At 43.5% G+C, this 13357-nt stretch carries 16 protein-coding genes; 14 read left to right on the forward strand and 2 right to left on the reverse strand.

What is annotated here, in order from left to right:
- The first annotated feature begins 43 nt into the window (after window positions 1–43).
- From NRF22_RS04625 to NRF22_RS04665, 9 genes are all read left to right on the forward strand, one after another.
- Window positions 44–694, forward strand: a complete 651-nt coding sequence (locus NRF22_RS04625; protein ID WP_007744581.1) for an amino acid ABC transporter permease — start codon at window positions 44–46, stop codon at window positions 692–694.
- Window positions 694–1335 (forward strand): amino acid ABC transporter ATP-binding protein, encoded by a 642-nt coding sequence (locus NRF22_RS04630; protein ID WP_263779717.1) that lies wholly within the window; start codon window positions 694–696, stop codon window positions 1333–1335. The genes NRF22_RS04625 and NRF22_RS04630 overlap by 1 nt, the downstream gene beginning before the upstream one ends.
- A gap of 2 nt (window positions 1336–1337) precedes the next feature.
- Window positions 1338–2186 carry an amino acid ABC transporter substrate-binding protein gene (locus NRF22_RS04635; RefSeq protein WP_007744579.1) on the forward strand — a complete coding sequence of 283 codons (849 nt, stop codon included), beginning with the start codon at window positions 1338–1340 and terminating at the stop codon, window positions 2184–2186.
- Window positions 2187–2201: 15 nt separating this feature from the next.
- Complete coding sequence (tsaE, locus tag NRF22_RS04640; RefSeq protein ID WP_007744578.1) at window positions 2202–2660, forward strand: tRNA (adenosine(37)-N6)-threonylcarbamoyltransferase complex ATPase subunit type 1 TsaE; 459 nt, start codon at window positions 2202–2204, stop codon at window positions 2658–2660.
- Window positions 2657–3190 (forward strand): 3'-5' exonuclease, encoded by a 534-nt coding sequence (locus NRF22_RS04645; protein WP_007744576.1) that lies wholly within the window; start codon window positions 2657–2659, stop codon window positions 3188–3190. Before tsaE ends, NRF22_RS04645 begins: the two co-directional genes overlap by 4 nt.
- A gap of 11 nt (window positions 3191–3201) precedes the next feature.
- A complete protein-coding gene (locus NRF22_RS04650) occupies window positions 3202–3819 on the forward strand; it encodes an N-acetylmuramoyl-L-alanine amidase family protein (RefSeq protein WP_263779431.1) in 618 nt (205 codons plus the stop codon).
- Window positions 3791–3934, forward strand: coding sequence for a hypothetical protein (locus NRF22_RS04655; protein WP_162141368.1), 144 nt, complete (start codon window positions 3791–3793; stop codon window positions 3932–3934). The genes NRF22_RS04650 and NRF22_RS04655 overlap by 29 nt, the downstream gene beginning before the upstream one ends.
- An 89-nt stretch (window positions 3935–4023) precedes the next feature.
- Window positions 4024–5160: a hypothetical protein gene (locus NRF22_RS04660; RefSeq protein WP_263779432.1), complete on the forward strand. Its 1137-nt coding sequence runs from the start codon at window positions 4024–4026 to the stop codon at window positions 5158–5160.
- A gap of 8 nt (window positions 5161–5168) precedes the next feature.
- A complete protein-coding gene (locus NRF22_RS04665) occupies window positions 5169–6302 on the forward strand; it encodes a toxic anion resistance protein (RefSeq protein ID WP_007744568.1) in 1134 nt (377 codons plus the stop codon).
- Here the strand turns inward: NRF22_RS04665 and NRF22_RS04670 are convergent.
- Entirely contained in the window at window positions 6299–7123 is an 825-nt protein-coding gene (locus NRF22_RS04670) for an exodeoxyribonuclease III (RefSeq protein ID WP_263779433.1), read from the reverse strand. The two genes, NRF22_RS04665 and NRF22_RS04670, sit on opposite strands and share 4 nt — an antisense overlap.
- A gap of 45 nt (window positions 7124–7168) precedes the next feature.
- Between NRF22_RS04670 and murB the strand changes: the two genes are divergently transcribed.
- Genes murB through NRF22_RS04695 form a run of 5 tightly spaced genes read left to right on the forward strand, consistent with a single transcriptional unit; the run spans window position 7169 to window position 12390 of the window.
- Complete coding sequence (gene murB / locus NRF22_RS04675) at window positions 7169–8074, forward strand: UDP-N-acetylmuramate dehydrogenase (RefSeq protein ID WP_318528712.1); 906 nt, start codon at window positions 7169–7171, stop codon at window positions 8072–8074.
- Window positions 8074–10191, forward strand: coding sequence for a cation:proton antiporter (locus NRF22_RS04680; RefSeq protein WP_263779434.1), 2118 nt, complete (start codon window positions 8074–8076; stop codon window positions 10189–10191). Before murB ends, NRF22_RS04680 begins: the two co-directional genes overlap by 1 nt.
- Window positions 10192–10206: 15 nt before the next feature.
- Window positions 10207–11085: a diadenylate cyclase CdaA gene (gene cdaA / locus NRF22_RS04685; protein ID WP_007744560.1), complete on the forward strand. Its 879-nt coding sequence runs from the start codon at window positions 10207–10209 to the stop codon at window positions 11083–11085.
- Complete coding sequence (locus NRF22_RS04690; RefSeq protein ID WP_007744558.1) at window positions 11072–12082, forward strand: YbbR-like domain-containing protein; 1011 nt, start codon at window positions 11072–11074, stop codon at window positions 12080–12082. Before cdaA ends, NRF22_RS04690 begins: the two co-directional genes overlap by 14 nt.
- Window positions 12082–12390, forward strand: a complete 309-nt coding sequence (locus NRF22_RS04695; protein WP_007744557.1) for a hypothetical protein — start codon at window positions 12082–12084, stop codon at window positions 12388–12390. The genes NRF22_RS04690 and NRF22_RS04695 overlap by 1 nt, the downstream gene beginning before the upstream one ends.
- Here NRF22_RS04695 and NRF22_RS04700 read toward each other — a convergent pair.
- Window positions 12362–13342 (reverse strand): beta-1,6-galactofuranosyltransferase, encoded by a 981-nt coding sequence (locus NRF22_RS04700; RefSeq protein ID WP_263779435.1) that lies wholly within the window; start codon window positions 13340–13342, stop codon window positions 12362–12364. The two genes, NRF22_RS04695 and NRF22_RS04700, sit on opposite strands and share 29 nt — an antisense overlap.
- Window positions 13343–13357 lie beyond the last annotated feature (15 nt).

Consider the following 13357-nt stretch of genomic DNA (forward strand, 5'->3'; position numbering starts at 1 on the left):
TATTGATTGAGGGCGTTTTTTTATTTATTCCAGAAAGGAAAGCATGAACTACATTTTCTCAATTTTACCTGATATTTTGACCGGCCTGAACATCACAGTTGGCCTATTCATTCTGACCCTTTTGGGTGCTACACCCTTGGGTATCCTGATTGCCATCGGCCTGCGTTCGCAGTTTTTCATCCTGCGCTGGTTGCTAAACGCCTATGTGTGGATTATTCGCGGAACGCCACTAATGCTGCAGCTGATGTTTTTCTATTTCGGTTTGCCACTCGCGACAGATAACCGGCTTGTGTTTCCGAAAATGACAGCGGCTGTACTGGTTTTCGTCCTGAATTATGCGGGCTATCTGGCTGAGATATTTAGAGGTGGTATTCAAGCTATTCCACAAGGTCAATATGACGCTGCTTTTGTGCTAGGCATCAGCCATCGTCAGGCATTCAGCAAAATCATCCTGCCGCAGGTGTTTAAAATCGTGCTTCCTTCATTTGGCAATGAGGTGATCAATCTGATCAAGGACACGTCACTGGGATACGTTATCAGTCTGGTCGACATTCTCTATATTGCACAAGGACATGCGGTGGCGGATGTCAGCCTGATGCCTTATGTGATTGTGGCAGTTCTTTATCTGATATTTACAGCATTAGCGACCGTCATTATGAAAAAGATCGAATCAAATTATCGGGAGTGGGCATGATGCTGGATATGCAAGGATTGACAAAAAGTTTTAACGGGAAAAACGTTTTCAAAAATTTAAATCTCAAAGTGAATGATGGTGAGGTTCTCAGTATCGTTGGCCCATCCGGTATTGGTAAAACGACCCTGCTTCGCATCATTGCCGGCTTGGAAACGGCTGACTCTGGTCAAATGATCATTGATGGACAGACAGTCAATGTTGAAGAAAAAGGCGGCAATGCTTTAGTTGGCGTTATCTTCCAGGATTTCAATCTGTTTCCTCAGTATACGGTTCTGGGAAACGCGATTCTAGCACCGACGCTTGTTAAAAAGACCGAGCGGGAGCAGGCGGTCGAGAAGGTTCGACATATTTTGGCCGAGCTGGGAATTGAAGATAAAGCTGACCTTTATCCTTATCAATTATCTGGCGGGCAAAAACAACGTGCTGCCATTGCTAGAGCCTTAGCCATGGATCCAAAAATTCTGGCCTACGACGAACCGACTTCGGCCTTAGATGAGTTTTCAACAGATCAGGTTGTACAGGTGGTTCAAGAACTTAAGGATCGCGGCGTGACGCAGATGGCGATTACACATGATGCCCCTTTTGCAGAAAAAATTTCGGATAGAATATTTGATTTCAAAACAGAAGTAAAGAGAGAATAAAAATGACTAATAATAAAAGAAGAAAATTATACGTAAACATCGGCATCATTGTCTTAATTCTGGCAATTGTTGCCGGAGCTTGGACTTATCTAGCCAGCAGTACAACAAAAGCCAAGACGGATGGTTGGGATAAAATCAAACAGCAGAAGAGACTGACAATCGGCCTCGATGATACTTTTATTCCGATGGGTTTTCGCAACAAACAAGGCAAATTGGTTGGTTTTGATGTCGACCTGGCTGATGCAACCTTTAAAAAATTAGGTATCAAAGTCAAGTGGGAACCGATTAATTGGGCCACTAAAGAGCAGCTTTTAAACAACGGCCAGATTGATGCCATTTGGAATGGGTACACGATTTCACCAGCTCGTAAAAAGAAAGTTGCTTTCTCAATTCCCTATAATCACGGAACACAGGTTTTGGTGACATTATCGAAATATAATATGAAATCTTTTGCGGATATGAAAGGCCGCACATTGGGTCTACAGAATGCTTCAACAGCTGATACACAATTTTCTCAGTATGGCAATCTGCTGAAAAAATACGTCAAGGGTAAGCCTTCGAAATACGATACTTTTGATAAGGCCTTTATGGATCTGAAAGCGGGTCGCATTCAAGGAATTCTGGTTGATTCCATGTATGCCGGCTATTATATTGACCACTTGCCGGATTCACAGAACTACCAAATTATCACGGGTGGTTATCCGACTGATGAGACCGGTGTTGGTTTTAGAAAATCCGATGTCCAATTAAGAGAACGTGTGAATGACGTTTTGAAACAATTCCAGCAGAACGGGAAGATGCGTACTTTGCAGCTAAAATGGTTCGGCAGGGCTGACAAGGGTTTGAAATAAGTTAAAATTTAAACGATGATCTTTTTAAAAAAACAATCATTGGCCGATACAAAAAAACTCGCTGAGCATTTGGCGGGTTTTTTATCGGCTGGCGACTTGATTTTATTGCGAGGCAATTTAGGCGCCGGCAAGACGACTTTTACGCGCCAATTGGTTCACGCATTATCTGATGATCCTGATTTAATCGTCAATTCACCGACTTTCACAATTCTCCAGCAGTATACGGGCCACGGGCTGCCTTTCCCGGTCTATCATTTTGATGCTTATCGCTTGGAAACGATTGGTGCCGCTGATCAAGGCTTTGAAGATTATATCGGTGCTGACGGCCTGACTTTGGTCGAGTGGCCGGATTACATGAAAGAAATTCTGCCTGATCAGTATTTAGAAATTGCCTTCAGTTACGATGGCCAGGATCGAGATGTGCGTCTAACCGCTCATGGCGCTCGTTATGAGAAAATGCTGGATCGCCTATGAATTTTATTGCGATGGATTTTGAAACAGCTAATAATGAAGCATGGTCAGCGGATTCTTTGGGTCTGACAATTGTCAAGGATAATCAAATCGTCGATAATTGGTATTCTTTGATTAAACCTGAGACGACTTTCTCCTATTGGAACACAGCTGTTAACGGGTTAACCGCTGACGATGTTATTGATTCGCCCAAATTTCCGGATGTCTGGGAACAAATTAAGCATCTTTATGCTGATTATCCAACTGTTGTCGGCCATAATATTCGTTTTGACAACCAAGTACTTAAACAAACATTGCGTTACTATGGTCTGCCGGTGCCGCATTATGTTAGCCTTGATACAGTCTCAATTTCTAGAAAATTTCATCCAGACATGGTTAACCATAAATTGGACACAGTCGCATCTGAATTAGGCCTGGATTTGGAACATCACCATAATGCGAGTTTTGATGCGCAGGCTGCAGCTGAAATCCTCATTTATGAAATCAATCATTTTGGTGAGGATCGTATCAAGGATTTTGCCAAACTGGTGTAGAGGGCAAAGATTTGTCAGATCAGCAATTAAAAATTATTCGCCGCTACATGACGCATAACGATTGTTTTATGCAAGGCGACCCGCTAAAAGCCTCAGGTATCATGATTCATTCCACAGCCGAACCCGGTATTATGGCTGCTGACTGGTTTGATCTGTGGGATCGATCTTATGCAGCCGGCCAGATAGATCGCCAAGTAGCTGTTCACGCATTCGTTGATGACAAAGTTGTTTGCCAATATCTGCCTTGGACGATGCGTGCTTGGCGTGCAGCCGGCCCCGCTAATCTCAGCTTTATCGGGATTGAGACTTGTGAACCAGCAGGATTGTATTACGGTCCTGATGGTTTTCAATTAATTGGTTATGATCCGTCAGTTTTTCATGAATATTTCCACAAAGTATGGCAAAATGATATCCAGCTATCCGTTTTTCTGTGCCGACAGTACCACATTGATCCGGGTAGTATTATCAGCCACCATGAAGGCTATTTAGCTGGTCTGGCAAGCGACCATCAGGATCCCGAACATTGGTGGCGGTATCACGCGAAAACGATGGACGATTTCCGTCGAGAAGTCAAAATGAGACTAGATACAGGTGATGAAAATGGCAAAAAAGAAAAAAGAAAAGTTTGAGTCGATTAAGACTGCCGAAATGGGCGAGAGCGATCCGTTAATGGATAGCCTATTTGCAAAAATCAAGCTCAATGAGGACAAAAAACAGTCTCAAGATAAGGCAAAACAAGCATAAAACCGTCGCTGAACCGTTTATACGACGGTTTTTATTTTGTTTTTATTAGGAGGCCGGAAACTGTTCTCGGATTCCGATAAAATATAGGCATGAAGTCTTTTTGGAAAATTTTTTGGTGGATTATCGGCATCTACGTTCTATTCAATATCGCGGCCAGCTTGATTGGAGCGGCAATGGCTTTTGTCATTCCAGCAGCGATTATTTATGTAATTTATCGGCAGATTGTGAAAAATAATCGTGCTGCGAAGAAAAGAGCCTTAAAAAGAGAAAAGAAAGAGACCGGTATATTGATTTACCGCTATGACTGGTGGAAACTGTTTCCAACAGCTGCCGCTTTGCTGCCGATTGGATTTTTTACGGCGAGAAATATCGGCGGCTGGCCAATCTATACTTTGGAACTGACGCTGTTCATCATTGCAGGTTATTTTTTGATTACGGCTTTTAAACGCTGGGCTTCTTTAGAAATTACGGATTTCTGTCTGGCACGTGTTGATCACCGCTATTTTTTCCGTCACAAGATTATTTATGAATGGCCGCGGATTTACTACACAGAAGTACAGACAGAAGGCTTAAATTATCAGTTATATGTGGCCACGCTTGACGGGTCATTTACGATTAAACAAAACGAAGTCAAAAATATCGCGATTCCAGAACTGAAAAAGATTGTTGATAGTTACATCAAATCCGGCGGCCAAGCACCGGTTGACCAAAAACAAGCCGACAGCCAAACAACTGATGAGGCGCAGCCGGATAATCGTCTAGACAAGCTGACGAATTATGTTTTCGATAATGGCAGTGCAGCTTTGGATAAGGCAAAGGAAAAAATTGACGCATATTTCGATCGGACGCGTTCAGCCAAACATTCAGCCGACAGCAGTGATTTATCTCCTGTCGCCATTTTTAAAAGACAATTACAAGGCAGACAGCCCTTTGCTTCTTTTACGGCCTATGGGTTAGAACCCGCTAGTCCAAGAAAATCCGGTCAAGATGACTTATTGTTATCACTGATTTCCTGGCAAAATATAAGTGATATTAAAGTTGATGATTTAAAGGCGCCAAGCAGACTAGAATTAAAACTGCAGCTGGCTGGCCAAAAAGCTATTCGTCTGATTATTGGGGATGAGAACAGTAGTGAAATGTATACGAGTTCACTCAGTGTCGGGAAACTGTATACGCACATCCAGTCGTTAAAAGCACATAGCAGACATATAAGTATGACAGTCTAGGAGGACAAATGGCAAACGGTGATAACGAAATTGAAAAGACAGGAAACAAGTCGCCTGAGCGAGCTATTTTGCCAACTTTGAGTCCAGAAGAACAAAAGCAAGCCAGAGAAATTTCCAAACAGCTGGATGGCTTGGATCCTGAACAGATTGTGAGTTATGGGTCTGATGTCCAAAAAGAAATTTCCGATTTTTCCCAGAACGTTTTGAACAGTGTTTCAAATAAAGATTTAGGCAGTATCGGCGATAATCTGCGCGATTTAGTTGTGACAATCAATGAGTCAAAACCAGATGAACTGGCGCCGCAAAAAGCCGGCTTGATTTCTAAGATTTTTGGGCGCGTACGGCGTTCAGCTCTAGAAGTGCGTGCAAAATATGAGAAAGTCGGTCAGCAGATTGATCGTGCTGCTGCACAATTATCGGATCAGCAAAAGGGTTTACTTGCCGACAACAAAATGCTGGAAGGCTTATACGCTAAAAACCTTGACTACTACAATCGGCTCAATCTCTACATTGCCGGAGCGGAATTAAAAGAGAAAGATATTCGTGAAAATATTCTGACTGCAGCTCAAAAGCGGGCCGAAAAAACACAGAATCAATTAGATGCCCAGACGGTCCAGGATATTGCCCAGACGCTTGCCACCTTGGAGAAACGCAATTATGACTTGAAGCTGACTCGGCAAATTGCGATTCAGCAAGCGCCGCAGATCCGCCTTGTTCAGACGACCAACCGGCAGTTATCGACAAAAATTCAATCATCAATTAATACAGCTATTCCACTATGGAAAAACCAGATTGCCATCGCATTGACCTTATTTAAGCAGCGTGATGCGATCAACACACAACGAGCTGTTTCGGAAACCACCAATCATTTATTGGAACAAAATTCTCAGATGCTGAAACAATCTGCCTTGGATACAGCTAAGGAAACAGAGCGCGGTGTGATTGACGTTGATACATTAAAGAAATCTCAGCAGAATTTGATTGAGACAATTCAGCAGACGATCGAAATTCAAAATCAGGGCCACGAACGGCGTTTGGCGGCTGAAAACGATCTGGCTGCCTTGGAACAGCAGATGAAAACCGAACTTAGAAAAGTCGCCAGAGATGACGGAGATTTGTCTGCGAGAAAAAACTTGAACTAATCAAAGGCCATTTGTAAATAAATCGGCGCATGATCTGCACGAGTACCACTGTCAATCATGCCGCTTTTTTTTATTTTATCTTTTAATGTGCTGCTGACTAGATAGTAGTCAATCCGCCAGCCGGCGTTGTTTGGCTTAGCCATGCGATTTCGCTGGCTCCACCAAGAATAAGCAACATCATCAGGGTGCTGAAAACGCCAGGTATCTGTAAATCCTGCTTCTAAAAGCTGAGTAAACTTAGCTCGTTCCTGATCCGTAAAACCCGCAGATTGATGGTTGGTTGACGGGTTTTTCAAATCAATTTCTTCGTGGGCAACATTTAAATCACCGGAGAAGATAACGGCTTTTCTTTCGGCCAGCTGGCTGACATAGACACGAAAATTGTCATCCCATAGACCGCGCATCTCGAGACGTTTTAGACCATCGCCTGAATTAGGCGTATAAACATTCAGGAGATAAAAATCCGGGTATTCCAGCAAAATAATGCGCCCTTCTTCATCCATTGTGTCCGGTGCGTCAATTGTTGGGCAATTGAAAGAAATCGGCTGTTCTTTTGCCAAGGTAATCACGCCGGCATAGCCTTTTTTGGCTGGTGGCGTACTATTTCTCACAAAAGTGCAATAACCCGGAAACAGATCGTTTAAAACCTGTGTTTGTTTAGCGTTGAGACCGGTAACTGGTAATTTACTTTCTTGAATAGAAAAGAAGTCCGGCTTTTGGGCGGCTATCTGAGATAACAGCGCAAAAGTGAGTTCGCCGCGGGGTGATTTATGTTCGATCGCGGCATTCAAGCTGTCGATATTCCATGAAATAAAGTTCATAAAACCAGTCTAAACCAAGTTTGCCTGCAATGATAAAATCAAGTTATCGCAGATTTTACTAAACAATTTTCAGATATTGAGATTTATAAGGACAAACCTATTGCTGAGTACGCTTTTGCTCAGGTTGGCGGCAAGGCTGATTATTTGGCTTTTCCCAAGAATAGTCAGGAGACAAAACGTCTAATCCAGGCAGCTTTTGATCAAGATATTCCGGTGCACGTGTTGGGACAGCTTAGCAATATGCTGATATCGGATCAAGGTGTTGCCGGTCTGATTATTATCATGGACAAAATGAAGCAGATTCAAATCCGCGGCAATGAAATTATCGCCGATGCTGGAATTGATATGATTCAAGTATCCGAATTTGCCTATGAGCATGGGCTGTCGGGTCTGGAGTGGGCGGCTGGACTGCCAGGATCAGTCGGTGGTGCTGTTTATATGAATGCTGGTGCTTATGGCGGCAATACGGCCGATGTGCTGAAAAGTGTTATCGCTTTGGACCATGCCGGCCACTCGCTTGTTTTGACCAAAGAACAGCTGGGTTTTTCTTACCGTAATTCAGGTATTCAGCAAAATGGTTATTATATTCTCCAAGCGGTCTTTGAGCTGGCACCTGATGATAAGGCTGTTATCCGGCGCTGGATGGATGATTTTAATTTTCGGCGGATTAGTAAACAGCCTTTGAATCTGCCCTCCAATGGTTCTGTTTTCAAACGGCCGCAGGGATTTTACGCAGGTAAACTGGTGGCAGATGCCGGCCTGCAGGGTATTCGTATCGGTGGTGCTCAGTTATCCACGAAACATGCGAATTTTATTGTCAACGTCGATCATGCCAGCACCGAAGATTATGTCAGACTTATCAACTTAGTCAAGCACACGATCAAACAGAATCAGGATATCAATATGGAATTAGAAATCAAAATGATCGGGAAAGGATTCGCTGAAAACTAATGGACTTATTACTGCTGTTTCCAATTGTTATATCTTTAATTGTTGCCAGCAGCTTATTGGCTCATTTTTTCCCTTTGCTTCCAGTCAGCCTATTACAGATCATCTGTGGTGTCGGGTTATCTTTTTTCATTGAAGAGACCATTGGCTTGGATACCGAATGGTTTTTACTTATTTTTATTGCACCGCTCCTTTTTAATGATGCCTGGCGTTTTCCCAAACGAGAACTTTGGCAGCTGCGTGCGCCGATTATTGCAAACGCCTTTGTCCTAGTATTTGTCACAGCTCTTGGTGGCGGCTGGTTGATTCACATACTCATACCGGTCCTGCCGTTATCAGTCAGCATTGCCTTAGCGGCAGCTTTGTCGCCAACCGATCCAGTATCTGTCGGAACGATTCTATCCCGTATCAAAATACCGGACAATCTGCTGCACGTCTTAATGGGCGAAAGTCTGTTAAATGATGCTTCCGGCCTGGTGGCCTTTAAATATGCTGTGTCCGCTACAGTATTGGGCTCATTTGTTATGCATGATGCTTTTTTTAATTTTATCTATATCACGATTGTTGGCGCGTTGACAGGGTTTTTGCTGATTTCTATGATTGACTGGGCACGGGAAATCATCCGTCAGCATGGTGCTAACGACGAAATCATGCAGGTTATTATCAGTATTTTGGCGCCTTTTTTGATCTTTTATATCGCCGAAGATCTAGAACAATCTTCGGGCGTTGTGGCGGTTGTTGTGGCCGGGATTTTGACAAAATTACGCAATAATGCTGATTACAATGCAAGTTTTGAATTCAACGTTTTGTCCGAAACGATCTGGCGGGCTCTGGCCTTTGTTTTGAACGGTACGATTTTTATTATCTTGGGCTTGGAGCTGCCTCATGCCTATGAGGACGCGATTATCAATGATCAGCTGAATCTGGTTACAGGCATTCTATATGGCATTTTGGTTTGGTGCATTATCTTTGTCATTCGGGCGGTTTGGACTTATATTAACGAATATATCAGCTACAAAAGAAATATCAAAACAAATCCAAAACCAACTATTGTGCAAACGATGATTATGGCGTTTTCCGGTGTCCGTGGTGCGATCGCACTCGCTGCTGTGCTGTCAATTCAAATGGTCTCCGGCCGTGTCTTTCCACATTACTATCTGATGGTCTTCATCGCAGCTGTTGTCGTTATTTTCTCTCTGATTGTTGCATCAATTATGCTGCCGATTCTGACAAAGCTCTCAGGGCCGGTTTCGACTTTGCCGAGTGATATTCAGCTGATGAATCAAGAAGCCGATTTTAATTTGAATGAGCTTGGTCAAAAGGAACGTCAATATAAATATATCAGCGAGACCGAAGCTCGTATCTTTCAATTACAATCAGGCATTCAAGCACTCAAATTTCAGCTGCATGATTCGGAATTCGGCGGCGAAGTGGTTGACCCTAAACAAGCTGCTATCTACGATCTTGTGTTTGAGCGTCAGCAGAAAATCAACGATTTACAGCTTAAAAGCCGTTTGCCAGGTGCTAAAAAACTAGCTATACGCGAGCAGGATTTCCGTGTGATCGCACTGCAGGCTGAAGTTGAGGCGATTGAAAAAATATATAGTCAAAAGAAGATTTCTGCAGCTGTTTACCATGCCAATATGCGAGGCGTGCGCTGGTCTTTGCGTGATATCGGTCATCGGCGAAGTTTTTCTTTTCAATGGTTTTTACGTGTGATTCGGCGCATGATGCAGATGACCGAATTGCAGGTCAGCCGGATTAACGCCGCACAAGCAAAAAAGGAAAACGCTGCAGTCCATCGTGCACGTGCCAAGGCTGGTATTAAGGCACTGGCAGGGCACTTAGAGCAGCAGACATTGGACAAACTTGACCGTCAGGCAGCTTTTAACACAATCATCAACTATCGAAGCTGGCTATCGCGTATCAAGGCCAGCAAACGATTTAACCGCAATTACGATGCGCTGATTCTGGCTTTTTCGCTGACATCTATTGATGCTGAGCGTGATGCAGTCAAACGGTTATTTGAAACACATCGTATTCCCAGGCAGCTTGGCCTGACTTTACTGCAAGAGATTAATTTTGCCGAGACCTCGGCACTTTCTGCCAACGGCAGTTAAGTTATACTAAAATCAATGGATTTATCAAATATCTTTACATATGAAAATTTTGTTCATTTGATTGATATTCTCGTGGTCTGGTTTGTGCTTTACAACGTCGCTAACTGGGTTCGCGGAACGCGCGCTATGCAGCTGGTTCGCGGAATTGTCATCTTAATTGTCGTGCGCTTGGTGGCTTGGTGGGTTGGCCTGGAGACAATTTCTTGGTTTTTGGATCAGATTATCAATTGGGGCCCGATAGCACTGGTGGTTCTATTTCAGCAAGAAATCAGGCGTGCTTTGGAGAACTTAGGGACGCGGTCTTTTTTTAGGCCCTCTGGTCCTTCGGTACCTTCTGAAGAAATTGTGATGACAGCCTTAGACCAGGCATTGCCATATTTATCCCGCCGCAGGATTGGTGCTTTGATTGCCATTGAACAAAAAACAAGTCTCTCAGATATTATCGAGACAGGGATTGCACTGGATGCGCGTGTTAGTTCGGCGCTTTTGATTAACACCTTCATTCCAAACACCCCGCTTCACGATGGTGCGGCAGTTATTCGGGCTGATCGTCTAGTAGCCGCTACAGCCTATCTGCCGCTCTCAAGCGATCCGACGACTTCAAAAGACTTAGGAACTCGTCACCGGGCTGGACTGGGCCTGGCTGAATCGACGGATGCAATTGTTATCATCGTATCCGAAGAGACGGGTGAAGTTTCAGTGGCCCATAAAGGTGTTCTTCACCGCAGCTTAAAACCTGAGCAATATGATCAATTTTTAAGGGAACGTTTGATTCCAGAGAATGAAAAAAATCAAAGCGATATTTTTGCTAATTTAACAGCCTGGGTTGCTGGGCCGATGAAAAAAAACAACCGAAATCGATCTAAGGGAGGGGATTCTAATGAAAACCATTAATTCACTCTTGCGAACCAAATGGTTTCAGCTGCTTGCAACGCTTGTTCTGGCAATCGTATTATTTGTCTATGTAACGGGTACGATCGGCAATGTTCGGGGAAATCGAAATCGTCAAAATCAATTAATTACAACGCAGACTGCTGACCTGAACGTACCTTTAAATGCCATAATTAATGACAATAAATACTATCTTTCAGGTGTTCCTCAGAGTGTTCGTGTGAATATTACTGGACCATCCGGACTGGTCACGGCGGCTCAAAATTCTAGAACAATCCGTGCAACGGTCAATCTGAGGAATCCAAAAATTGGTTCTCAAAGAGTCACTGTCAGGCTGACTGGTCTGTCAGATACTTTGGTAACAAAATTAGATCCATCGACTTTGACAGTTAACGTCTCACGCAAAGTATCTAAAATGGTACCGATTATTTCGACCTATAATCGTGACAATATTGCCAGCAGGTATGTTGTTTCAGGATTTAAAGTTTCTCAGCGCCGAGCCAGAGTGGTTGGCCCCAGCGATTTAGTGAAAATAGTTGACCACTTGTCTACCAACCTTGATGTGCCGGCCAATACACAATCCAGTATCACGCGCAATGTGCCCTTGAAGGCAGTGGACCGCAATGGTTCCGTTGTGTCTGTTGAAATCAACCCTGGTACCGTGATCGCCACTTTGGATGTCACCAGCCAGTATGCCGTTAATAATAGTACGCGCGAAACCAAGACTGTTTCTTTAAATCCGACATTTACCGGATCGCGCGCGATTTCGACATATAATGTCACCTTGAGCACTTCGAGTGTGCAGATTACAGGTGATCGTTCTGTGATTGACCGCATCGATTCCATTCCAATAACCGTAAACGTCAACAAAGTCAGCAATACCGGCGGTGTACTGACGATTAGACTGCCGCTGCCCAAGGGTGTCACGGAAATTTCACCTAGAATTGTCGAAGTAACGCTGACATCTCGTTCAGCAAACTCAAGTTCAGGAGGGAATTAATGGCTAATTATATGGTGTTTGATCTCGTCCAGGAGATTACACGCCTGGACGGCACGACCTATGAGGAATTGGGCAACGTGATTATGAATGGCAGAGCCGAATATGCTGCTGAAAAACATTTCATTCAACAGGTTAGAATATTAAAACTCAATATTCCTCACTCTAACCACGTGGATAAAGTAGAAAAATACATTAATGCACACTATTCCGACCCCGGTTTTTCGATGACCAGCTGGGAGGAATGGAAAAAACCACCAGAAATTGAAAAAGAAATGCAGGCTATTTTGGACGACAACCGTCTGGGATAGCTTTTTTCATGTCAATCACTTTTTGCAAAACTTTTTGGCTAAAATAACCTCGCTGTAATTGTTTAGAAATTTTAGATAACTGGTCAAAATTAATCTGACAATGTGATAGTGCGTCTTCGCTAATATCGGTGAGGTCATTAATCAGCAGACCTAACCTGTGTTCTCGAACAAATTCGGCCAAAGCAGACCGCTGCCAGACAATAACGGGAATTCCGGCTGCTAAATAAAGGCTTAACTTATGCGGTGAATTAATTTTTTCGTAGTCTTGATAGTGTGTCTTGTTCGGATCCAAATCCTTATCCCAGACAAGTCCCCAGGCAGCCGGCAAGGAAGCGGGTAAGATAGACGGATCTATAGGATTCTTGATTTGGATGGTTTTAGATGCTGAAAAGTCCCAAGCGCGCGGAACCCGACCGAAGACTGTTAAAGGAATTGGCAGGGAATAATGTTTCAGCCAAGCGGCTTTGACCAAGCTGCCTGCATAAAGCAGTGCGTGGTGGATGGCTTTTTTCTCCGGAATCGTATGCTCGGTTAAGTAATCAAAGAGCTGAATCTTAAAAATATGTGCATTAATGCTTGAAAATCGGTCTGCCATACGCTGATTGTGAACGATTGAAAAATCAGCTTGATGCATGATTTGAAAAGCAGCCGAATTTTTTGCTTGAGCTGTTAAACGCAAAGGCTCAAAATCATGAATGAGAACACCAAACAGAATACCTTTCTGCTGCAGTTCGTGTTCAAAAGCCAGTTCCCAGTCGTCACCAAGATAGCTAGGATATTGATGGATGATCAAATCACCCGCCTGGACACCGACTAAATCGGCTTTTTTGTTTGCGCGATCAATTTTCAAAACACGAAAACCCATCGCCGCTGCAATCTGTGCAAAATCTTCTTTTGCTTTGTCGGCGCCTATCGGCATCCAAGGTTCAACTGTCAAGGTCACCCAATTCATAACTCAACTATAATG

Origin of the sequence: Oenococcus kitaharae, assembly GCF_025758695.1 — a bacterium.
In the GTDB taxonomy this organism is placed as follows: domain Bacteria; phylum Bacillota; class Bacilli; order Lactobacillales; family Lactobacillaceae; genus Oenococcus; species Oenococcus kitaharae_A.